We start from the raw sequence: 20,485 nt of genomic DNA, 5'->3' as shown, positions 1-20,485 counted from the left end.
GCTCAGAGCGGAGCTGCTCCCTGCAGCAGCCAGAGTCCATGGAGCCCTTCCCAGATCAGATAGGCACTGATCAGCAGGGCCAGCACCCCGACCAGCCACTCACCGTGGTGCTCCATCCAGTCCTCCAGCCGGCTGAGGGGGTCTCTGATTCGGCCGCCTGTGGCGATCCAGGCCAGGGGAGGCAGGAGCAACAGGGAGCTGGCCACCGCCACGAACACACCGGTGAGCTCGAGATCCGTACTCGTTCCTGGCTGGTTGATCAACAGCAAGCCGGCTTCCTTGAGATAGAAGACCAGATTCTCCGGCGTGACCAAGGCACTGGCCGCCCCGATCAGCACAAGCATCGGTGTGCTGAAGTCGGGCAGTTGACGCATCAGACGCATCGCCATGCCCTGCTCGCCGATGGCGGCGGCCGGGGTGAGTTGATAGACGCCTAGAGCCATCAACACGGCAGCGCCGGCAAGGTCGATCATCACCTGCCCGCGTTCTCCGTGGTTGACGGCCAGGGACAGGTTGTCGCCCACCACCATCAGGACCACGACCGCCAGGCCATTGGCACTGGCCCAACCGCTGACGAAGGCCAGGGCACGCCTCAGGGGGAATGTCCCCAGGAGGAGAAGAACCACCACGGCAATGTGAAGTGGACTGAAGGCGATGCCGAAACCGAAGAGTGAGGACTGACCGAAGAGTGCTGCGGAGCTCAGGTGCGGAGCGGGGCCGAGCAGATCAAGGCTGGGCACGAGGGGCGCCAACGCCGAAGTGACGTCTGAGACCGTACTGGTCCGGCACCCCCCAGCTGAGCAGGAGTCGGCCGCTCAGAGGGCGATGGCGCCCGTTTCCGAGGTGCGGATGCGCACGGCCTTCTCGACGGCCGTCACGAAGATCTTGCCGTCTCCGATTTCACCGGTGCGCGAGGGACCGGCAATCGCATCGATGGCGGCATCCACCTTGTCGTCGTCGACCACGACCTCCACCTTCACCTTGTTGATGAACTCGACGGTGAATTCGGCGCCGCGATACGTCTCCACCTGACCCTTCTGGCGACCGAAGCCCCGGCAATCCGTGATCGTCATGCCAATGATGCCCGCATCGACGAGAGCTGTTTTGACATCGTCAAGCTTGATTGGGCGAATGATGGCTTCAACCTTTTTCATGATGAATGACAGTGGGACAAACCTGAACGATATGGAAGCACGGGCGGGGTTACCCAGCCGCGTAGGCATCAAGCGAACAATGCGGGTCAGGGCGGCTCTTCTCTGTAGCTGTCGAGACAGAATGACTCGCACAGGCCTGTTTGAAACGAAACGGAGGCCGATCGCTGGCTCGACTGAGGTCCGGATCACTGCCTCATCCACCCCAGCTGTGGGTACCGCCGCCGATGATGTCTCGATCTTGTCCCGGGCCCGCTCGGCGCGATGCCAGCCGCTTTGCCAGCCAGGACTGATCTCGCCAGCCAGGCAGCGCCACCGTTGTCGCTGGGGGCAACGGCCCGCTACTGGCTGAGGCTGGGGCTGATCAGCTTCGGTGGACCGGCCGGCCAGGTGGCGCTGATGCACGCGGAGCTGGTGGAGCGCCGCCGCTGGCTCTCGGAGAGGCGCTTCCTGCACGCTCTCAACTACGCCATGGTGCTGCCCGGCCCGGAAGCCCAGCAGCTGGCGACGTACATCGGCTGGCTGATGCATGGCATCCCCGGGGGTCTGGTGGCCGGCGGACTGTTCATCCTTCCCTCCCTGCTGCTGCTGATCCTGCTCTCGGCCATCTATGCCGTCTGGGGCAGCCTGCCGTTGCTGTCGTCCGTGTTCATGGTCCTGAAACCGGCGGTGACGGCGATCGTGGCCCAGGCGGCGTGGCGAATCGGCCGCCGCACCCTGCACACCCCAGCCCTTCTGGCCATCGCGCTGCTGGCCTTTCTGGGGCTGGCTGTGCTGAAGCTGCCTTTTCCACTGCTGCTGGCTCTGGCAGCCCTGACCGGTGGCCTTGGCTGCCGCTTCTGGCCCAGGGCCTTTGTCGCTGATGGCGGGCACAGGCGCCATGGTTCGCCAGAAAGCGACTCCACAGACGTCCCCGGGGCCCAGGCCAGCAACAACATCGGCACCGCACAGGCCTTCCTGCATGGGGATGACACCCTGGCACCGGCCCACGCTCGCCTGGATCGCCGCCGGGCCCTGCGCGTGCTCCTGGCAGGACTGCTGGCCGTGGTGGTTCCTCTCGCCCTGCTCAGTGCGATCGGTGGCTGGGACGGGCTGCTTGCCACCATGGCCCGCTTCTTCAGTCGGGTGGCGGTGCTCAGTTTCGGCGGCGCCTATGCCGTGCTCCCATACGTCGCTCAGGGAGCGGTGGAGCAGCACGGCTGGCTGGGAGCCGATCAGATGATCGACGGTCTGGCCCTGGGGGAATCCACGCCCGGGCCCCTGATCATGGTGGTCACCTTTGTGGGCTTCATGGCTGGCTGGACCAGCGCCGTGAACGCTGCGCAACCGGAGGTGGCCGCTCTGTCGCTGGCCACCGCAGCAGCCCTCACAGTCACCTGGTTCACCTTTCTGCCCTCCTTCCTGTTCATCCTGGTGGGCGGCCCGTTCGTGGAGGCCAGTCGTGCTGACCATCGCCTGCAGGGGCCACTCACGGCGATCACCGCAGCGGTGGTGGGGGTGATCGCCAACCTGGCGGTGTTCTTCGCGGGCCATGTGCTCTGGCCGCAGGGGGCCGGTGGACCCTTCAAGGCCTGGGCCCTCGCGTTGATGCTGCTGGGGGCCTGGCTGCTGATCGCCCGCCGCTGGCCCGTGCTCAGGCTGATCGCGGCTGCGGCTGCTGTGGGAGCTCTGACCACACCCCTGGGAGGCTGAAACGGCGCCCGCCGAGCCCTCAGAGAATCTGGGCCAGAAACTGACGGCTGCGCTCGTGCTGCGGATTGGTGAAAAAGGTTTCAGGAGGAGCCTCCTCCACGATCTGCCCCTCCGACATCAGCACCACCCGGTGGGCCACCTCGCGGGCAAAGCCCATCTCGTGCGTCACCACCACCATGGTCATCCCATCGGCGGCCAGATCGCGCATCACCTCCAGCACTTCACCCACCATCTCCGGATCCAGGGCGCTGGTGGGTTCGTCGAAGAGCAGGATGCGCGGTTCCATGCAGAGCGATCGGGCGATCGCCACCCGCTGCTGCTGGCCGCCCGAGAGCTGGCCGGGATACTTGCGGGCCTGCTCGGCGATGCCGACCCGCTCCAGCAGGGCCATGGCCTGGGCCTCCACCTCACTGCGACGGCGCTTGCGCACCACCACCGGTGCCAGGGTGAGGTTCTCCAGCACCGTGAGGTGGGGGAAGAGATTGAACTGCTGAAACACCATCCCCGTGTCGCAGCGGATCGCATCGATGTTGCGCAGGTCGTTGGAGAGAACGATCCCATCGACGCTGATCGAGCCCTCCTGAAACTCCTCGAGAGCGTTGAAAGTGCGGATGAAGGTGCTCTTGCCGGACCCCGAGGGGCCCATGATCACCACCACCTCCCCCTTCGACACGCTCAGATCGACGCCTCGAAGGGCATGAAAGCCATTGGGATACCACTTCTGCACCCCACGGGCCTCGATCATCGGCTGGGTGGTCGGCATGGCTCAGGCGGGGGAATGGGTGGGATCGAGGCGGCGTTCCAGGGCCCGGCTGCCCAGCCCGAGGGCGGCGCAGCAACACCAGAACAGCACGGCCAGAGTGAGGTAAACCTCGGCGTTCTTGCCCAGGAACTCGGGATTGGCCATCACGGTACGGGCAGTGCCGAGCAGATCCAGCAGGCCGATCAGGGACAGCAGCGTGGTGTCCTGCAGCAGGGAGATGAACTGCCCCACCGCGGCCGGCAGAGCGATGCGCAGGGCCTGGGGCAGCACCACCCTCTGGAGGGCCATGGGCATCGAGAGCCCAAGGGAACGGGCGGCCTCGAGCTGACCGGCGGGAACGGCGGACAGGCCGGCGCGAACGGCCTCGGCCAGGTAGGCGCCACAGAAGAAGGTGAGCACCCAGGCCGCCCGCCAGACACGATCCGGAGCCCAGCCGCCGGGGAGCATGTACCCCAGGATGTTCTGGCCCAGGAACAGGAGGGTGATCAGCGGGGCGCCGCGGATGAACTCGATGTACAGCACCGAGCTCCAGCGCAGCAACGGCAGGGTGCTGCGACGCCCCAGCGCCACCACCACCCCGATCGGAAAGCTGAGCAGGATCGCGAAGCTGGCCATCAGCAGAGTGAGCAGCAGACCGCCCCATTCCGACGGTGGCACCCGGGGAAGGCCCAGGCCACCGGCGATCAGCACCATGCCGGAGAGGTAGAGCAGCGGCCAGGCCAGGGGCACCAGCTTCACCAGCCGCGGCGGCCAGGCCCGTCCCCAGCGGCCCGCGAGCCAGCGCACGACCAGCAGCAGAGCGGTGATCGCCCACCAGCGCAGCTGCAGCGGAAAGGCAAGAGCCAGGGCTGCCGGCAGCCAGGCCGTGAGAAAACCGAGCAGGGCCACCGTCAGTCGATCGTTGAAGGGCCAGAGTTCGCCGCCTCGATCCGCTCGGGGAAAGGCCCGCAACAGCCCCCAGCTGAGGCCGCAGAGGGCTGCGACCAGCACCACCAGCAGCCACAGGCGCCACTGCTGCGGGATGGGATAACGCCCGACGGTGAAGAGGGTGGTGTTGACCTGGATCACGGCCCAGCTGGCCTGGCCGAAGGCCCAGCGCCACAGACCCACCGCCGCCGACAGGATCACCGCGATCAGGAGCAGGGAGACCACCCCATCGGTCGGACTGGCGAACAGTTCCTGACGCAGGGCACCGGCCCAGCTGCGCTGAACGGACTCCGGCGCCGGTCTGGCGGGCCTCAGGGGCGGGTTGGTACCGCGCTCGGGAGTGTTCTGTTTCGAGGTCATCGGTTCAGCGCTCCCGGATCTGCACGAGCTGGTTCACACCATTCATCACGGCGGAGATCAGCAGATCGATGATCAGGTAGGAGCCCAGCAGCAGCAGAAACACCTCCAGAGCCCGGCCGGTCTGGTTGAGGGTGGTTTCCGAAACGGAATACAGGTCCACATAGCCCACGGCCACCGCCAGTGAGGAGTTCTTGGCCAGGGAGATGTACTGGCTGTTCAGGCCCGGCACGATCACCCTCAGGGCCTGGGGGAGCACCACCGAGCGCATGCTGGCGCTCCAGTGCAGGCCCAGGGAGGTGGCCGCTTCCCACTGACCCTTCGGCACCGAGGCGATGCCGCCCCGCACCACCTCGGCCACGAAGGCGCCGGTGTAGGTGATCAGTCCGGTGAGCAGAGCCGTGAACTCCACCGACAGCCGCAGTGGCGCGCGCCAGACTCCATTCACCAGCTCCGGTCCCTGCCAGCTGAAGCCCTGGGCGAACCAGGCCAGATACAGCCCCGACTTGGAGAGCACGATCCCAGGCAGCTGAAATGCGGCTGTGCCGTTGGGCAGGGCCAGAAACACCACGAAATACCAGAACAGGAGCTGCAGCAGCAGGGGGATGTTGCGGATCACTTCCACGTACACCCGGGCCAGTCGCCGGAGCAACCCATTGCTGCTGAAGGAGGCCATGCCCATGGCCGTGCCCAGCAGCGTGGCTCCCACGAGGCCCACGAGAATCACCCGCAGGCTGTTCACCAGACCCACCAGCAGGGCACGCCAGTAGGGCATCGAGGCGTCGAAGGGGATCAGGCTTTCGGCCACATCGAAGCTGGCCGGCTGGCCCAGCCAGCGCCAGCTCAGCAACAGCCCGGCGGCGGTGAGGTTGCGCACCAGGTTGCCCACCAGAAGAGCGATCACCAGGAGCAGGGCGAGGCCCACCACGGCCTGGAGGATCCAGGGCATGACCCGGCGGTCGCGCCACCAGGGGATTCGTTCGGGGGTGGCGCTCACGGGCGTGGCGCTCAACGGAAGGGCGGAGAATAGATCAGTCCACCCTGCGTCCAGAGGCGGTTCTCGGCCCGCTCGAGCTTGAGGGGCGAGCCGGCGCCCACATTGCGCTCGAAGATTTCGCCGTAGTTGCCGACGGCCGCGATCGTCTTGGGAACGAAGTCGGCGGGCAGACCCAGCTGCTTGCCGAAATCTCCCTCGACCCCCAGGAAGCGGCGCAGGTCAGCCAGGTTGGTGTTGGCCTTGGCCTCCGCCACCTTGGCGGCCACATTGGCCTTGGTGATGCCCAGTTCCTCGGCCTGGAAGAGGGCGAACACCGTCCAGCGCAGGGCATCGGCCCAGGCGGGGTCGCCATTGACGCTGGCGGGCGTGAGCGGCTCCTTGCTCATCACCTCCGGCAGGAGGATGTGCTCATCGGGTTTGGGGAAACTGCTGCGCTTGGCCGCCAGCTGGGAGCGGTCGCTGGTGACGGCGACACAGCGGCCGCCCAGGTAGGCCGCATAGGTCTGATCACCGGTCTGGAATTTGAGCGGGGTGTAGGTGATGCCCTGCTCGCGCATGCGATCGGCCAGGTTGAGCTCGGTGGTGGTGCCGCTCTCCACGCAGATCGGCTTGCCGTCGAGATCCTTGAGCGTTCTGGCCCCGCTGGCCACGGGCACCATCACTCCCTGGCCGTCGTAGAAGGTGGTGGGGCCGAAGGAGATGCCGTTTCCGCCGGCGGAATCGCGGCTCAGGGTCATGGTGGTGTTGCGAGCCAGCATGTCCACCTCGCCGCTGGCCAGGGCCGCGAAGCGCTCGCTGGAGTTGAGGTCGCGGTATTCCACCTTGGAGGGGTCACCGAGCACCGCCGCTGCCACGGCCCGGCAGGTGTCGGCATCGAGACCGCTGTACGTGCCGTCAGGACCGAGGAAGCTGAAGCCCGGCAGCTTGCCGTCCACCCCGCAGACCAGCTTGTCGCGTCCGCGGATGGTGGAGAGCTTCACGCTCTGAACACCACCGCCGCTGCCGCTGTCGTCGGCGCACCCCCCGAGGGCGAAGGCCAGCAGCAGGGGCAGAGCGAGGAGCCAGCGGGGCGAGGGTTGCATCAACCAGGAGCGAAGCAGTGGGCGCAGTTTGCCAGCTCTGCCACGGAGATGCCGCTAACCCGGGCTGATAATGGTCTCACTCCGGAAACGATGGGTGCCAGGCAGCGCCAGTTCCTCCTCCAGGCCATCCACCAGCACGACCCAGAATCCACTCCGTGTGCTGCTGGAGCGCTTCCAGCAACGACGCTCACGGCTGACCGTCCCCCAGTTCACGGTGATCACCGGGCTGCTGGTGATCGCCGTGGGCACCCTGCTGATGGCCCTGCCCGTGTTCTCCTCGGAGCGGGTCGGCCTCTGGGAGGCTCTGTTCACGGTGATCTCCGCCATCACGGTGACCGGGCTCTCCGTGGTGGATGTGGGTCAGGAACTCACCTTTGCCGGGCAGGTGCTGCTCGCCCTGCTGATCCTCACCGGCGGCCTGGGGCTGATGGCCATCACCACCTTCCTGCAGGGCTTCGTGCAGCGGGGCTCGAGGCTGCGGCGCCGCCTGGATCGTGGACGGGCCATGGACGAATTCGGGGTGGGCGGCATCGGCGACACCTTTCATTCGATCCTGATCACCGCCGGCTGGGTGATCGGCATCGGGACGCTGGTGCTCTATACCGTCGGTTTCCGTGACATCCCCGTGGCGCGCGAGCGGCTGTGGGCCTCCCTGTTTCACTGCATCAGCGCCTACAACAACGCCGGCTTCGGTCTCTGGAGCGACAGCCTGATGGGCTACCGGGCCAATCCGGTCGTGAACCTGGTGATCATGGTGATGATCGTCTCTGGAGGGATCGGCTATCGCGTCACCAACGACCTCTGGCAGAACCGGTTCAAGGTGCGGCTGATCCGCAGTTTCAGCCTGCACACCCGCCTGGTGCTGCGCTGCACGATCGGCCTGATCCTGATCGGCGCGGCGGGTCTGCTGTTCACCGAGCATTTCACCCGCTCCAGCGGACTCACTCCCTTGCCCTGGTGGCAGGAACTGCAGGTGGTGTTCTTCCAGTCGGTGAGCACCCGCACAGCGGGCTTCAACACCGTGCCCCTCTCGGTGGAGGTCATCTCCGAAGCGGGTCTTCTGCTGATGATGACGCTGATGTTCATCGGCGCCAGTCCCGGAGGGACCGGCGGCGGCATCAAGACCACCACCTTCGCGTGTCTGGTGGCGGCCACCCGCTCCACCCTCAGGGGCGAAGACACCGTGGTGATCCGGCGCCGGGCGATCTCCGACAAGGTGGTTCTGCGGGCGGTTGGCGTCACCCTCGCCTCACTGCTGTTCGTGCTGTTGATGGCTCTGGTGCTGGGTCTCGACCGCGGGGTCGGCACCGACGGTCAGCCCTTCAGCTTCCTGGAGAAACTGTTCACCTGCATCTCCGCCTTCGCCACCGTGGGCCTTGATGTGGGTGTCACCGCCGAGCTGAACCGCTGGGGCCAGCTTGTGCTGATGGTGGGGATGTTCGTGGGCCGGATCGGCATCCTGCTGCTGCTCTCGGCGGTCTTCGGCAGCCACACCACCTCGCGCATCTCCTACCAGCACGAGGAGCTGTACCTCTGAGGCTGGTGCTGGTGTGGAGCTCCCTGCGGGGTCGGAGAATGGAGAGCCTGCGCGCGGCACCGGTTCCATGGCGGCTCTCCCCGACCGGCTGGTGATCCGCCGGCCCGACGACTGGCATGTGCACCTGCGCGACGGGGCAATGCTGCGAGCCGTGGCCCCCAGCACGGCCCGGGTCTTCCGGCGGGCGATCGTGATGCCCAATCTGCTGCCGCCGATCACCACGGCGGCGGCGGCAGAGGCCTACCGCGAGCGCATCCTCGCGGCAGTGGCCGGGGGTGCCGGATTCGAGCCACTGATGACGGCCTACCTGACCGACACGACGGATCCTGGTGAGCTGGAACGGGGCTTCAGCGGGGGATCCTTCACCGCCGCCAAGCTCTATCCCGCCCGGGCCACCACCAACGCCGAGGCCGGGGTGAGCGATCTGACCCGCATCGCGCCGGTGCTGGAGACGATGGAGCGGATCGGCATGCCGCTGCTGATCCATGGGGAGGTGACCGACCCCGACGTGGATGTGTTCGATCGCGAAGCCGTCTTCATCGAGCGGCACCTTCGGCTCCTGCTGAAGCGTCATCCGGGGCTGAAGGTGGTGTTCGAGCACATCACCACCGCCGAGGCCGTGGCCTTCGTTGAGGGGGGGCCTCCGACGCTGGCAGCCACGATCACTCCCCATCACCTGCAGATCAACCGCAACGCCATGTTCCAGGGCGGCTTCCGCCCCGATGCCTACTGCCTGCCAGTCGCCAAGCGGGAACTGCACCGGATCGCCCTGCGTGGGGCCGCCACCTCAGGACATCCCAGATTCTTCCTGGGCACCGATTCCGCCCCCCATTCGCGCGAAGCGAAGGAATCGGCCTGTGGCTGCGCCGGCATCTTCAATGCTCCCCATGCACTCGAGAGCTACGCCCAGGTGTTCGAGCAGGAGCGGGCTCTGGAGCGTCTGGAAGACTTCGCCTCGGTCTTCGGGGCCCGCTTCTACGGTCTGCCCCTGAACGAGACCACGATCGAGCTGGTGCGCCGACCCCTGGAGGTTCCTGCTCATCTCGAGCTGGGGGGGCAGGGCGACGCTCCCCTGCGGCTGGTTCCCTTCCAGGCTGGAGACACCCTTCCCTGGAGGATCGTGGCCGCCCCTGATTAGGTGGGCTGACCTGATTTCACCTCAGGTGCTGAATTCAGCCCAAGCGTGCGGGCCAGGAACGGCAGGCTGATGCCCTGCACGAAGAGGTTGACCACCACCACGATGAAGATGATGCTTTCGGCGTTCTTGCTGAGCTCCCCGACAATCAAGGGATCGATGCCTCGGATCCTGGGAATCGCGACGATGAGGTCGTAGGAGAGCGCCAGTGGCACGGCTCCCCGCAACCCGCACCAGGAGACCAGCAACGACTCCTTGAAACTGAAGGGTGAAAGCGGCTGAAGCATCAAGACGCTGATCGGACGCGCCACGACCATCAGTCCAAGAGCAGAGAGGATCCCAACCGGCAGCGCCTCGACCAGATCCGGAGGATACACAAGCAGACCGAAGACCAGAAATATCGTGATCTCCGTCATGGTGTTGAAGGGAAGCAGCACCTCCTGAATCGTGACGTGGTTGATCTCGGGAGATCGATATCTTGTGTTGGTGAGAAACAGTCCAGTGACGTAGATGGCGATGAAGCCAGAGCCACCCAGCAGGGTTGCCGCACCGTAGACCACAAAGGCCACCGACATCGCCACCACCAGCAACTGGGAGCGCTCCTCCACCAGGTCATTGATCACGAAGCGGGCCAGATAGCCGAACACAAAGCCCACCACCAAGCCTGCGCCGATCTGCTGAAGAAAGATCTTGATCTGTGTGAGCACGGTGCTCTCCAGGCTGGGGCCGACTCCAGCGGCGCTCGAGGCCACGAAGATGCCCACCACCAGTCCATAGAACAGCAGGGCTGACGGGTCATTCACTGAGGATTCGAACTCCAGCAGGTGCTGCAATCTCAGCGGAACCTTGTCACGTACCGAGCGCAGCACACTCAGGGTGGCTCCCGCATCGGTGGAGCCGAGGCAGGCGGCGATCAGCATGGCGGCCCCAAGCGGAATGACTTCGATCCCCGAGGACAGCGACTCGACCCAGGGGGAGCCCAGGAGCCAGATCAATCCACCCAGAATCAACGAGGAGACCACCACACCGCCGACAGCGAGCACCACGCCATACTCGAGAAATCCCCGTATCGCGGCCAGGTCGGTCTTGAGGCCGGCGTAGAACAGCAACAGCGCCAGACCGAGCAGTTGAAACGTCGAAGCCTGCTCGTGGGTGATCTCCAGGATGTTGACGTTGATCGACAGGCCCAGCAGCAGGACCCCGAGGATGGCGGGGATGCCGATCTTCGGGGAGAACCTGCTGATGGCCAGAGTTCCGAGAAAGAGAATGCCGATGAACAACAGATGGGCCTGGAGTGGGAAGTCCAGCACAGTCGCCTGATCATTGGCTGTGGCGGCCTGAGCCAGAACCACCATGGGGTTGATGAGCATCCGATTAGACGTGATTGAACACGGGGACCATGGATTCAGGCGGTGGACCGTGGTGCTGGCGCACGATCCGATCGGGCTTGCCCGGAGGTGTGAGCCGCCAGAAGGTCCGCCTGCTCCTGGCTCAGACGACCGGCAGCACGCAGAACGGTGGTGATCCGCTGGATACCCACCACCGCGTGGCAGGCATACCCTGCCGAGGCCAGCCGGCTGGATGCGTTGCCGCCGTGGTCGATGAACACCACCACATCGCGCACCTTCAGGCCCGATGACTCCAGCTTGCCGATGCCCTCCAGCACGCTTCCGCCCGTGATCAGGATGTCGTCGACGACGACAACGGTCTCGCCCTCCTCGAAATCTCCCTCGATCAGGCGGCGGGCTCCATGGGCCTTGACCTCTTTACGTGGATAGATCAGCGGCACATGAAGCTGCAGCGACAGCCCCGTGGCGGTGGGGAGGGATCCATAGGGAATTCCGGCGATCCGATCGAACCGCAGCTGGGCCAGCGGCTGAGCGTAAGCGTGCAGCACCCGGTGGAACAGGTTCGGATCGGAGATGATCCGGCGCAGGTCGATGTAGTAATTGAAGACAGCTCCGGAGGCCTGCACGTACTCCCCGAAGAGCAGGCAACCGATATCGAACAGGTCCACCAGCAGCTCATCGAGCCGCAGGTCCTCCAGGCGCTGATCCTCGAGCCGCCCCTGCTCGAGGCTCTCGACATCGAGCAGACCATCGGACGATGCTGCCTGTGCCGCCGCCGCTGATCCAGTACGGGGTGCCGGCAGCCAGAGATCGCATCGGTCGGCCGTTCCCCCATCCCAGTTGGCCCGCATGGTTTCGATCTGCTGGCGGAGCGCCCGGGTTCCGGCCGCCATGCCCTCCTCCACCAGCAGATGCTGGGGCAGGGGCAGCAGCAGCCCGTCAGCTGAAGCGTTGAGACCCGCCTGAAGCAAGGCCTCCAGCCGCTCTTCCTCGCCCCAGAGGCTGCGCAGGATCAGGAAACGCTCCGGGGCTTCGCGCCGCACCCTCGCCAGCACGGCCGGATCGCTGGTTCCCACCTCCAGCAACAGGTGCTCCGGAGTCCCCCAGAGCTGGGTCTCCCGCACGATCGTGATGTAAAGCGGATCGTCCTCATTGGGATGGTGCTGAACCACCCGGGCACCGGGATTGGAGCTGTGGCAGGTGAGCACCACCGCCCGGTCGGGATACAGCAGAAATGGGGCGGCGATGTCCTGGCCCGCGAGGGGCGAGAGGGTGACCGCGTCCACGCCGAGGTCACGGAAGAGGTAGTGAGCCAGGGCCGAGGAGCTGTTCAGATCACCGTGCTTGGCATCGAGAATCAGCGGCAGCTCCAGCGGCACCAGTTCGCGCACTTCGCGCAGCAACTCGAGGCCGATCGGCCCGAGGGCCTGGTAGAAGCCCAGGCTCGGCTTGTAGGCGCAGACGCTGTCGGAGGTGGCCTCGATCACCGCCTTGATCCAGCGGCGGGCCTGGGCCAGGAAGGACCCGCTGCCGGCGTTGTGGCGCGTCCAGGTCTGCAGCATCTCCGGATTGGGATCCAAGCCGGTGATCAGCAGCGACTGGCGGCTCGCCATCGCTTCGGTGAGTTTGACGAAAAAGCTCATGGCGCCTGCCCCTGGGCCAGCATGGCAGTGCAGGCCACCCCCTGGTCTCTCAAGCCATGGCCTGATGGTTCATGCGGCTGATCAGTCTGGAGGGAATCTCCTTCGGGCAGACCGCCGAGCACTCCAGCTGGTTGCCGCAGACTCCGAAGCCTTCCGCATCCATCTGCTCGCGCATCCGCCTGGAGCGCCGGGAGGCTTCCGGCTGGCCCTGGGGCAGAAGCTCGAGGTGGGCGAGCTTGGCCGCCACGAACAGGCTGGCGGAGGCATTCGGGCAGGCCGCCACGCAGGCTCCGCAACCGATGCAGCTGGCGGCCTCGAACGCCTGTTCCGCCAGGTCCCGCCCCACCGGCAGGACATTGGCCTCCGGGGCGCTGCCGATGTTCACCGACACATAGCCTCCGGCCATCAGCAGCCGATCGAGGGCGGAACGGTCCACGACCAGATCCTGGATCGGGGGGAAGGCACGGGCCCGCCAGGGCTCGAGGGTGAGGGTCTGGCCATCGCTGAACTCGCGCAGGTAGAGCTGGCAGACGGTGGTGCCACTGCGGAGGCCATGGGCCTGCCCGTTGATCAGAAATCCACAGGAGCCGCAGATGCCCTCTCGGCAGTCGTGATCGAAGCTCACCGGCCGCTCACCCTCCAGCAGCAGCTGCTGGTTGAGCCGATCAAGGGCCTCCAGCAGGGAAAGATCGGGACTCAGGCCTGTGAGGTGGTGGTCGAGAAAGCGACCCCTGGGCTCATCCTGGCGCTGACGCCAGATCCGCAGGGTGAGGCTGAGGCTTGAGGAGCTGCTCATCGGTAACTCCTGGCCGTGGGGCTGATCGCACGGAAGTGAAGGGGTTCCTGGTGGCGGATGGGTGCGCCATCAGACCGCCATTCCCAGGCGGCGATGTGGCTGAACCCGGCGTCACGGCGCAGGGCTTCGCCGCTCTCGCTCTGGTGCTCCTCGCGGAAATGGGCGCCACACGACTCCTCCCGCGCCAGGGCATCGCGCAGCATCAGCTCGGCCAGCTCGAGGTAATCCTCCAGCTGGAGGGCCCTTTCCAGCTCGGGATCCAGTGGTGTTTCGGGATCGGGGAGCCGCAGGTCCTGATCGAAGCTTGCGCGCAGGGCCGCCACTCCCTCCAGGCCAGATCGCAGGCCAGCCGCCGAGCGGCTGATACCGCAGCTCTCGATCAGCAGGCCCCCCAGCAGGCGCCGCAGGTCCACCGCCAGCCTGCTACCTCCGATGGCCCGCAGGCCGGCGATGCGCTGGCGCACGCCCTCCACGGCGTCGCGGCAGGCGGGGTGATGGTGGGGCAGCGCGGGGTGTGGATGCTCAGCCAGCCAGGCCGGCACGGTGGCCGGGGCGATGAACAGCCCATCGGCCAGGCCCTGCATCAGGGCACTGGCCCCGAGCCGGTTGGCACCGTGCTCGGAGAAGTTCGCCTCGCCGAGCACGAACAGCCCCGGGATCGTGCTCATCAGGTGGTAGTCGACCCAAAGCCCACCCATCGTGTAGTGGGGAGCGGGGTAGATGCGCATCGGTTCCCGGTAGGGGTCGACTCCGGTGATGCGCTCGTACATCGAGAAGAGGTTGCCGTAGCGGGCTTGGATCACCCCGCGGCCCTCCCGTTCGATCGCCTCCTCGAAATCCAGATAGATCGAGCGGCCGGCAGGCCCGACCCCATGGCCGGCCCCACAGAGCTCACGGGCGCGTCTGGAGGCCACATCGCGGGGCACCAGGTTGCCGTAGCTGGGATAGAGCCGCTCGAGGAAATAATCCCGCTCCACCTCCGGCACCTGATCGGGGGTGCGGTGGTCCCCGGCCCGCCGCGGCAGCCAGACCCGCCCGTCGTTGCGCAGGCTCTCGCTCATCAAGGTGAGCTTGCTCTGGTCGGGATCGCCGCTGGGGATGCAGGTGGGGTGAATCTGGGTGAAGCAGGGGTTCGCCATCAGGGCACCGCGGCGGTGGCAGCGCCAGAGGGCACTGGCGTTGGAGCGCACCGCGTTGGTGGAGCGGTGGAACACGTTGCTGTACCCACCGCTGGCCAGCAGCACGGCATCGGCCGTGTGGGTCTCGAGGGCGCCGCTGAGCCGGTGGCGGCAGATGGCTCCACGGGCCACACCATCGAGGCTGATCAGATCGAGCACATCCCGCTGGGGGCAGAGCTCCACCCGCCCGGCCTCCACCTGCCGCAACAGGGCCTGGACCACGCCGTAGAGGAGCTGCTGGCCCGTCTGACCACGGGCGTAGAAGGTGCGGCTCACCTGGGAGCCGCCGAAGCTGCGGTTGGAGAGGGTGCCGCCATACTCACGGGCGAAGGGGACCCCCAGGGCCACGCACTGATCGATGATCGAGCCGCTGATCTCCGCCAGCCGGTGGCAGCCCAGCTCACGGGCGCGGAAATCACCGCCGCGCACCGTATCCCGGAACAATCGATCGACACTGTCGCCGTCGTTCTGATAGTTCCGGGCAGCATTGATACCCCCCTGGGCGGCCACGGAATGAGCCCGTCTGGGACTGTCGTGGTAGGTGAGCACCCTCACCCGATAGCCCTGCTCGGCAAGGCTGGCGGCGGCGGCCGCGCCCGCCAGGCCACTGCCCACCACCAGCACCCGGTACCGGCGGCGGTTGGCGGGCGCGATCTGGGCCAACTCCTGACGGCGCCGGCCCCAGGCGTCAGCCACCGGGCCCGTCGGCAGCCGGGGTTCAAGCCGCATCAGAACCCAGCCCCGGCCAGGGGTCCTGTGGCCCGCAGCGCCAGCGGCAGCAGGGCAAAGCCTCCGCCGATCACGGCAGCCAAGGCACGGCCGGCCAGGCGCAGCCCCATGGCGTTGCTCTCATCCAGCCAGCCGAGACTGCGGGCCAGGCTCTCGGCACCATGGAGCAGATGCAGACCCAGGGCCACCCCCGCCAGGACGTAGAGCACCAGGGCCCAGGGGGAGGCGAGCGCCAGAGTCAGGGCCTGCCGCTCGAGCCCATCCCCAGGCCTTGGCCAGCGCAGCTGGGCAAGATGGACAGCCAGGAACAGCAACAGCACGGCTCCGCTGAATGGGGACCAGCGGCCAGCCAGAGCTGCCAGGGGCTGAGAACGCCGGCTGCGCCACTGGTCATAGGGAACCGCACCCCGGGCCCGCCGGTTGATGATCACGCGCTGGAGCGTGAGGCTCAGGTGGATGAGGGCGACCAGCGCCAGGCTGAGCTCCAGGGGCGGCAACCACCAAGCGTGATGCAGGGCCGTGGCGTAGCGCTCGAAGGCGGCCGGATCGACCAGCGCCAGGCTGGCTCCCAGTCCATGGGCCAGAACGAACAGCATCAGACCTGCTGCCGAGATCGGGATTGCCTGGGCCATGCCCGTGCCTGAGCTCCAGCCCGCACCATGTCAGGACCGGATCCTAGGGATGCAGCCCGGGGGGCCCGCAAGGACCCGGTGAATCGGTTCTGCCTACATTGCCATCAGGGTTGCGGGCTGACACGGACGACATGAACGAGACCTCAGGCGATCCGTCGGCCCGCTCCTACCCGGTCCCCGCCGATGAGGCCCTGCGCCTGAGGGAACTGCAACGTCATCAACTGCTCGATCATGCCGGTGATCACCATTTCGATCGGATCGCCAAACTGGCGAGCGCCATCTTCGACATGCCCATCGCCCTGATCTCCCTGGTGGATCACGACCGGCAGTGGTTCCTCTCGAGGAAGGGTCTGGAGGTGACCGAGACCCCGCGGGAGGTGGCCTTCTGCGCCCACACCATCGCCAGTGACGAGGTGATGGTGGTGCCCGATGCCTTGCAGGACGGACGCTTCAGCAGCAACCCCCTTGTGCTCTCCCCACCAGGAATCCGCTTTTACGCCGGGGCTCCCCTGCGCACCAAGGACGGTCACAACCTGGGCACGCTGTGCGTGATCGATCAGAAACCCAGGGAGTTCAGCCCGGAGCAGAAGCAGCAGTTGCGCATGCTGGCCGACCTGGTGATGCGCGAAATCGAATGGCGCCACGACTCGAGCCTCTGTCCCGTGACGGGGCTCTCCAACCGCGGCGCACTGTTCAGTGTTGGGCAACGGGAGATGGATCAGGCCCGCAAGGCCGATGAACCCATGGCCCTGATCTGTCTCGACATCGATAACTTCCGTCAGATCAACAACCGCTGGGGACATCCCGCCGGCGACCAGGTGCTGCTCGATTTCAGTCGTCTCTGCAAGGGGTTTCTGCGTGAACAGGATTTCATCGCCCGCCTCGGTGATGAGGAGTTCGTGATCCTGCTGATCGGCCAGGGAGGCGAGGAGGCCCTGCAGATGGCCGAGCAGATCCGCAACGCCACCAGCCGCATGACTGGCGTGTTCTCCGACTCCGGCTATCACCTGAGCATCAGCGGCGGAGTGTCGGCGCTCTCCCACGACGACACCTGCTTCGGCGACCTGATGCAACGGGCTGAAAGGGCCCTGGAGCTGGCCAAGACCAATGGCCGCAACCAGGTTGCCTCCATGCTCAGACCATGACGGCATGCGACGGCGCCAGCGACTGACCGCCTTGTGGAGCTAGATTGATTGGGTCAGGCTGAAGCCGGCGGGCCGCGCAGCTCGCACAGAGCCTGATCCAGCACCGTGTCAGCCCCTTCGCTTCCCGGGGCGGCCATCAGGTTCCCAGCGCCATCCGCCACAACGGTCCCCCAGGATCTGCGGGTGCAGCCCGGTGCAGAAACCATATCCAGATCACACCTGTTTTCCCATGACCATCACCTTTTCCCCGGCGGGTCTCCCGTCCACTGACCGGCCCACCAGGAGTGCCGCAGGCCAGCGAGGCGGCCACAAGACCCCAGGCTCCCAGCACCAGGCCCCCCCGAGCTGGGAGGACCTGCTCGGCCGCCGCTGATCCCACACGGCAGGATCCGGCCCAGGGCTGGCATCATCCCTGGAAGCGCGGAAACCTAAGCCCGCGCAACCACAGGCATGCTGTTTGAGATCCACCACTCCATCCGGTTCCGCTATGAGCGGCCGGTGTTCCTCGAGCCGATGACCGTGCGGCTCAGTCCCCGCCAGGATGTGACCCAGCGGCTGATCTCCCATGACCTGACCGTGTCGGAGGCTCCGGCGGGTCACAGCCTGATCATCGAACCCGATGGCACCGACGCCAGAGTGCTCTGGTTCAGCGACAAGCGTGAGCACCTGCACCTTCAGGTGCACTCCGTGGTGGAGACCCTGCGCTGCAATCCCTTCGACTGGATCCTCACCCACCCCCAGGCGCAGCGGCTGCCGGCGGCTTACCCCGCCGCCGAAGCGGTCTCCCTGGCTCCCAGCCGCTCCGAGCCGGCAAGCGGCGATCCCGGTTCCAGCCCCGTGGGCACCTGGGCGGCGGCGATAGCCGCCCAGGTGGAGCATTCCACCCCTGACTTTCTGACGCGACTGGCCGATGACATTCATCATGGCTTCCACCACATCGGCCGGCTGGACGGCGAGCCACTCAGCCCGGAGGACACCCTCTCCAGCCGCTGCGGCGCCTGCCGTGACACGGCGATGCTCTACGTGACGGCCTGCCGCAGCCAGGGGCTGGCAGCACGGTTTGTGAGTGGCTACTCCATGCATCACCCGCCTGAGGTGAGCGAGCACGAACTGCATGCCTGGGCCGAGGTTTATCTCCCGGGCGGTGGCTGGCGTGGCTACGACCCAAGCCTGGGGCTGGCGGTGGCCGACGGCCATGTCGCCCTGGCGGCATCGCCCGACCACCTGATGGCAGCACCCACCACGGGCACGTACCGGGGCACCGACGTGGGCTCCGAGCTGAGCTACACCATCGTCCTCAAGGTCTCGGACCCGGAAGAAGGACGCGGCTAGCCAGCGGCATGGTCCCCAGCGGTGGAGGCCGGCGTGGTGTCGATGGCATCGAGCTTGGCGGCCAGCACCACATCCGCCCGGGTCAGGCCATTCACCTTGTGGGTGTAGATGTCAGCCTCGGCACGGCCCCAGCCCAGGGAGAAATCGGCATGGTGACCGGCCGCCTCGCAGACCGCTCCGGCCCGGTTGATCCAGTCGAGCGCCGATTGGAAATCGGCAAACGACCAGCCTTTGTGGAGATGGTGGTGGTCGACCACCTGCCAGCCGTCCAGGCTGGGCAGAAGCTCCTCCAGCTCCCTGGTTGTGAGGGTGGGGGCCCCATCGCGGCAGGGCACGCAGCGCTCGTCGCTCAGTTCCATGGCAGTGCGGATCAGAGCTCCAAGTCTGGCGAAGAAGGCGGAAACGCGCCGAACTAGGTATTTCCCCTCAGCAATCGAGCTGATTTCGGCTAACACTGGTGACGATATCTTTCAACTATCGGCAACTTGAACATCCAATGGTTGTGACAGTCCTACCAGAGACTGGTGAGAAGCTCCTTCTTGACTCCAGCGGCTGGATGGGTCGAGGGCAGCGATCACACAGCCCCCAACGGAGGCTTAGGGTGGTCTGTATCCGTGAGCCGCTGAATGCCGAATCGGTCTCGTGTCACGGATGTTCTGATCAACCCAGCGTCCAGACCAGGATCCGAACGATCCAATTCCACTGAAACAACCGGTTCTGAATGGCCATGACTGAAGCAGCCTCCCTGACGGTCGGCGAGCTTGAGGCGAACTATCACCTCTATTGCAAAGCCATGAAAATGTTGATCATGGAGGAGAGAACCTCGCAGGAAATTCAACGAACCGTGTGCTGGAGTCGACTGGAGACACTGCACAATTGCCTGCCGAGCATGTACAAGGCACCTGATTATCTCTTCACTCTGCTGCGACGTGAGCATCTGCAGAAGAAGGAGGCGAAATAGACTGCTCTCATCGCCAGGCTTGTCAGCCTGACCAGGCTGTTGGAGGCTGATGAGCATGAACCTCAGGCCTGAACGCATGACCATGGGAGCTCCCTGCCTGATCAGTGCCGTGCTGGTGGCGCTGCTGCCGTTCGCGGACCTGGGCCGTGCCCAGGCCCAGGAGGCGGCGCCCCGACAGGGCGATGCTGCGGATACCGCAACTCCGGAAACGCCGGCCAAAACCGTCGTTCCTGAAGCCTCTGATGCTCCGACAGCCAAGGAGAAGGAGTTGCTGGAGAAGATCCGCAAGCTGAAGGCCCCCCGCTGGCGCAGCTTCGGCTCCTGCCAGTACGACTGGACCTCCTGGCGCCTGAGTGGGAAGGGGGTACGCACCACCTCCTACCGCTGCGGTGACCCGCCGGTCACAGGCAACGTGGCGGTCTTCTGCCCGAGCCTGCGCATCAGCCGCCAGGTTGCCGATGCCGAGTGGGAGTCATGGCGGCTGCCGCTGAGCGTGGAGGAATCGGCAACCACAGGCGGCGAAGACCAGATGGTGGCCAATCTCTGCGCCAATGCCCGGCCTGTTCCGAACACCACCACGGAAGCCCCGGCCCAGCCTGGGGCCACCAGAAAACCGAAAGCCAGCCCCACCACAGCCAAGCCTGCTGGCAAGCCTGCACCATGAGCCCTCTCGAGGGCTCAGAGCAGCCTGTCCAGGCCTCTGGGCGGCCGGTTTCAGTCAGCCCAGCGGCCCATGCAATCACTGGCTGGACAACCTGCTGAAACGAACGAACACGCCAAGCACAGGCCAGACGAACGAAACCACTCCATGTCGGCTGGTCAGTCTCGCCAATGCGAACACATGACCAAGCACCGATCGTGCAACAGCAGTACAGAGAGAAGGCTTCGGCCAAGAGATCCAACTCGTTGCAGGCTCGGAACACAACCAGTGGCAACCAGGCACATCCAAAGAGGTAGCGCCCCTCCGAGTGGTGTAACTCAGGAGGTCCTGTGACCCTCTCCGGAGGGTGAACAGGAGCAGTCAGGGGATGACTGCTTGGAAGCTGATTGCGCAGCTCCATTGATCCATTATGAACCCT

Annotated in this window: 19 protein-coding genes; 7 read left to right on the top strand and 12 right to left on the bottom strand. The window is 65.9% G+C overall.

The genetic code is table 11. The features are described 5' to 3' along the window. Positions 1–2: 2 nt before the first annotated feature. Entirely contained in the window at positions 3–752 is a 750-nt protein-coding gene (locus tag VB734_RS07985) for a GAP family protein (RefSeq protein ID WP_231594690.1), read from the bottom strand. A gap of 63 nt (positions 753–815) precedes the next feature. Further along, entirely contained in the window at positions 816–1,154 is a 339-nt protein-coding gene (locus VB734_RS07980) for a P-II family nitrogen regulator (RefSeq protein ID WP_197163799.1), read from the bottom strand. Between the two features lie 261 nt (positions 1,155–1,415). On the opposite strand from VB734_RS07980, the gene chrA reads away from it, so the two are divergent. Next, positions 1,416–2,843, top strand: coding sequence for a chromate efflux transporter (chrA, locus tag VB734_RS07975; protein ID WP_322781577.1), 1,428 nt, complete (start codon positions 1,416–1,418; stop codon positions 2,841–2,843). A gap of 19 nt (positions 2,844–2,862) precedes the next feature. Here chrA and VB734_RS07970 read toward each other — a convergent pair whose 3' ends face one another. The 4 genes from VB734_RS07970 to VB734_RS07955 are packed head-to-tail and all read right to left on the bottom strand — an operon-like array spanning position 2,863 to position 6,969. After that, positions 2,863–3,606: an amino acid ABC transporter ATP-binding protein gene (locus tag VB734_RS07970; RefSeq protein WP_304623243.1), complete on the bottom strand. Its 744-nt coding sequence runs from the start codon at positions 3,604–3,606 to the stop codon at positions 2,863–2,865. 3 nt (positions 3,607–3,609) lie between these two features. Further along, positions 3,610–4,893, bottom strand: coding sequence for an amino acid ABC transporter permease (locus VB734_RS07965; RefSeq protein ID WP_197163803.1), 1,284 nt, complete (start codon positions 4,891–4,893; stop codon positions 3,610–3,612). Positions 4,894–4,897: 4 nt separating this feature from the next. Continuing rightward, complete coding sequence (locus tag VB734_RS07960; RefSeq protein WP_231595007.1) at positions 4,898–5,839, bottom strand: ABC transporter permease subunit; 942 nt, start codon at positions 5,837–5,839, stop codon at positions 4,898–4,900. 59 nt (positions 5,840–5,898) lie between these two features. Beyond that, the gene (locus tag VB734_RS07955) at positions 5,899–6,969 is read right to left on the bottom strand and encodes an amino acid ABC transporter substrate-binding protein (RefSeq protein WP_197163805.1); all 1,071 of its coding nucleotides are present in this window, start codon (positions 6,967–6,969) and stop codon (positions 5,899–5,901) included. Between the two features lie 94 nt (positions 6,970–7,063). Here VB734_RS07955 and VB734_RS07950 point away from each other — a divergent pair, with 94 nt between their 5' ends. Together VB734_RS07950 and pyrC are read left to right on the top strand one after the other, a co-directional pair. Next, complete coding sequence (locus VB734_RS07950) at positions 7,064–8,506, top strand: TrkH family potassium uptake protein (protein ID WP_322781576.1); 1,443 nt, start codon at positions 7,064–7,066, stop codon at positions 8,504–8,506. Between the two features lie 67 nt (positions 8,507–8,573). Beyond that, positions 8,574–9,644 carry a dihydroorotase gene (pyrC, locus tag VB734_RS07945; RefSeq protein WP_322781575.1) on the top strand — a complete coding sequence of 357 codons (1,071 nt, stop codon included), beginning with the start codon at positions 8,574–8,576 and terminating at the stop codon, positions 9,642–9,644. Here the strand turns inward: pyrC and VB734_RS07940 are convergent. The 5 genes from VB734_RS07940 to VB734_RS07920 are packed head-to-tail and all read right to left on the bottom strand — an operon-like array spanning position 9,641 to position 15,968. After that, the gene (locus tag VB734_RS07940) at positions 9,641–11,011 is read right to left on the bottom strand and encodes a cation:proton antiporter (RefSeq protein WP_197163809.1); all 1,371 of its coding nucleotides are present in this window, start codon (positions 11,009–11,011) and stop codon (positions 9,641–9,643) included. The two genes, pyrC and VB734_RS07940, sit on opposite strands and share 4 nt — an antisense overlap. Positions 11,012–11,046: 35 nt before the next feature. Next, on the bottom strand, positions 11,047–12,633 hold the full coding sequence (locus tag VB734_RS07935; RefSeq protein ID WP_322781574.1) for a bifunctional orotidine-5'-phosphate decarboxylase/orotate phosphoribosyltransferase: 1,587 nt from the start codon (positions 12,631–12,633) through the stop codon (positions 11,047–11,049). Between the two features lie 49 nt (positions 12,634–12,682). Next, positions 12,683–13,429: a succinate dehydrogenase/fumarate reductase iron-sulfur subunit gene (locus VB734_RS07930; RefSeq protein WP_197163813.1), complete on the bottom strand. Its 747-nt coding sequence runs from the start codon at positions 13,427–13,429 to the stop codon at positions 12,683–12,685. Beyond that, complete coding sequence (locus VB734_RS07925; protein WP_197163815.1) at positions 13,426–15,336, bottom strand: fumarate reductase/succinate dehydrogenase flavoprotein subunit; 1,911 nt, start codon at positions 15,334–15,336, stop codon at positions 13,426–13,428. Before VB734_RS07925 ends, VB734_RS07930 begins: the two co-directional genes overlap by 4 nt. Beyond that, positions 15,336–15,968 (bottom strand): succinate dehydrogenase cytochrome b subunit, encoded by a 633-nt coding sequence (locus VB734_RS07920; RefSeq protein ID WP_197163817.1) that lies wholly within the window; start codon positions 15,966–15,968, stop codon positions 15,336–15,338. The genes VB734_RS07925 and VB734_RS07920 overlap by 1 nt, the downstream gene beginning before the upstream one ends. A gap of 131 nt (positions 15,969–16,099) precedes the next feature. Here VB734_RS07920 and VB734_RS07915 point away from each other — a divergent pair, with 131 nt between their 5' ends. Both VB734_RS07915 and VB734_RS07910 read left to right on the top strand, forming a co-directional pair. Then, positions 16,100–17,113 (top strand): sensor domain-containing diguanylate cyclase, encoded by a 1,014-nt coding sequence (locus VB734_RS07915; RefSeq protein WP_197163819.1) that lies wholly within the window; start codon positions 16,100–16,102, stop codon positions 17,111–17,113. Positions 17,114–17,563: 450 nt separating this feature from the next. Further along, on the top strand, positions 17,564–18,445 hold the full coding sequence (locus VB734_RS07910; RefSeq protein WP_322781573.1) for a transglutaminase family protein: 882 nt from the start codon (positions 17,564–17,566) through the stop codon (positions 18,443–18,445). Here the strand turns inward: VB734_RS07910 and VB734_RS07905 are convergent. Continuing rightward, positions 18,442–18,804, bottom strand: a complete 363-nt coding sequence (locus VB734_RS07905) for a 4a-hydroxytetrahydrobiopterin dehydratase (protein ID WP_197163823.1) — start codon at positions 18,802–18,804, stop codon at positions 18,442–18,444. The genes VB734_RS07910 and VB734_RS07905 overlap by 4 nt on opposite strands. A gap of 362 nt (positions 18,805–19,166) precedes the next feature. Between VB734_RS07905 and VB734_RS07900 the strand changes: the two genes are divergently transcribed. Next, positions 19,167–19,406 carry a DUF3136 domain-containing protein gene (locus VB734_RS07900; protein WP_197163825.1) on the top strand — a complete coding sequence of 80 codons (240 nt, stop codon included), beginning with the start codon at positions 19,167–19,169 and terminating at the stop codon, positions 19,404–19,406. A gap of 82 nt (positions 19,407–19,488) precedes the next feature. Then, the gene (locus VB734_RS07895; protein ID WP_323243235.1) at positions 19,489–20,070 is read left to right on the top strand and encodes a hypothetical protein; all 582 of its coding nucleotides are present in this window, start codon (positions 19,489–19,491) and stop codon (positions 20,068–20,070) included. The last annotated feature ends 415 nt before the right edge of the window (positions 20,071–20,485 follow it).

The organism is Synechococcus sp. BA-124 BA4 (assembly GCF_034931165.1).
The sequence above is the reverse complement of the archived record's forward strand: the minus strand, read 5'-3'. Positions and strand labels throughout refer to the sequence as shown.

Excerpts from the sequence above, each read along its gene's own strand:
- VB734_RS07980 (WP_197163799.1), bottom strand. The coding sequence starts at position 1,154 with ATGAAAAAGGTTGAAGCCATCATTCGCCCAATCAAGCTTGACGATGTC.
- chrA (WP_322781577.1), top strand. The coding sequence starts at position 1,416 with ATGCCAGCCGCTTTGCCAGCCAGGACTGATCTCGCCAGCCAGGCAGCG.
- VB734_RS07970 (WP_304623243.1), bottom strand. The coding sequence starts at position 3,606 with ATGCCGACCACCCAGCCGATGATCGAGGCCCGTGGGGTGCAGAAGTGG.
- VB734_RS07965 (WP_197163803.1), bottom strand. The coding sequence starts at position 4,893 with ATGACCTCGAAACAGAACACTCCCGAGCGCGGTACCAACCCGCCCCTG.
- VB734_RS07960 (WP_231595007.1), bottom strand. The coding sequence starts at position 5,839 with ATGCCCTGGATCCTCCAGGCCGTGGTGGGCCTCGCCCTGCTCCTGGTG.
- VB734_RS07955 (WP_197163805.1), bottom strand. The coding sequence starts at position 6,969 with ATGCAACCCTCGCCCCGCTGGCTCCTCGCTCTGCCCCTGCTGCTGGCC.
- pyrC (WP_322781575.1), top strand. The coding sequence starts at position 8,574 with ATGGCGGCTCTCCCCGACCGGCTGGTGATCCGCCGGCCCGACGACTGG.
- VB734_RS07940 (WP_197163809.1), bottom strand. The coding sequence starts at position 11,011 with ATGCTCATCAACCCCATGGTGGTTCTGGCTCAGGCCGCCACAGCCAAT.
- VB734_RS07935 (WP_322781574.1), bottom strand. The coding sequence starts at position 12,633 with ATGAGCTTTTTCGTCAAACTCACCGAAGCGATGGCGAGCCGCCAGTCG.
- VB734_RS07930 (WP_197163813.1), bottom strand. The coding sequence starts at position 13,429 with ATGAGCAGCTCCTCAAGCCTCAGCCTCACCCTGCGGATCTGGCGTCAG.
- VB734_RS07925 (WP_197163815.1), bottom strand. The coding sequence starts at position 15,336 with ATGCGGCTTGAACCCCGGCTGCCGACGGGCCCGGTGGCTGACGCCTGG.
- VB734_RS07920 (WP_197163817.1), bottom strand. The coding sequence starts at position 15,968 with ATGGCCCAGGCAATCCCGATCTCGGCAGCAGGTCTGATGCTGTTCGTT.
- VB734_RS07915 (WP_197163819.1), top strand. The coding sequence starts at position 16,100 with ATGAACGAGACCTCAGGCGATCCGTCGGCCCGCTCCTACCCGGTCCCC.
- VB734_RS07910 (WP_322781573.1), top strand. The coding sequence starts at position 17,564 with ATGCTGTTTGAGATCCACCACTCCATCCGGTTCCGCTATGAGCGGCCG.
- VB734_RS07905 (WP_197163823.1), bottom strand. The coding sequence starts at position 18,804 with ATGGAACTGAGCGACGAGCGCTGCGTGCCCTGCCGCGATGGGGCCCCC.
- VB734_RS07900 (WP_197163825.1), top strand. The coding sequence starts at position 19,167 with ATGGCCATGACTGAAGCAGCCTCCCTGACGGTCGGCGAGCTTGAGGCG.
- VB734_RS07895 (WP_323243235.1), top strand. The coding sequence starts at position 19,489 with ATGGGAGCTCCCTGCCTGATCAGTGCCGTGCTGGTGGCGCTGCTGCCG.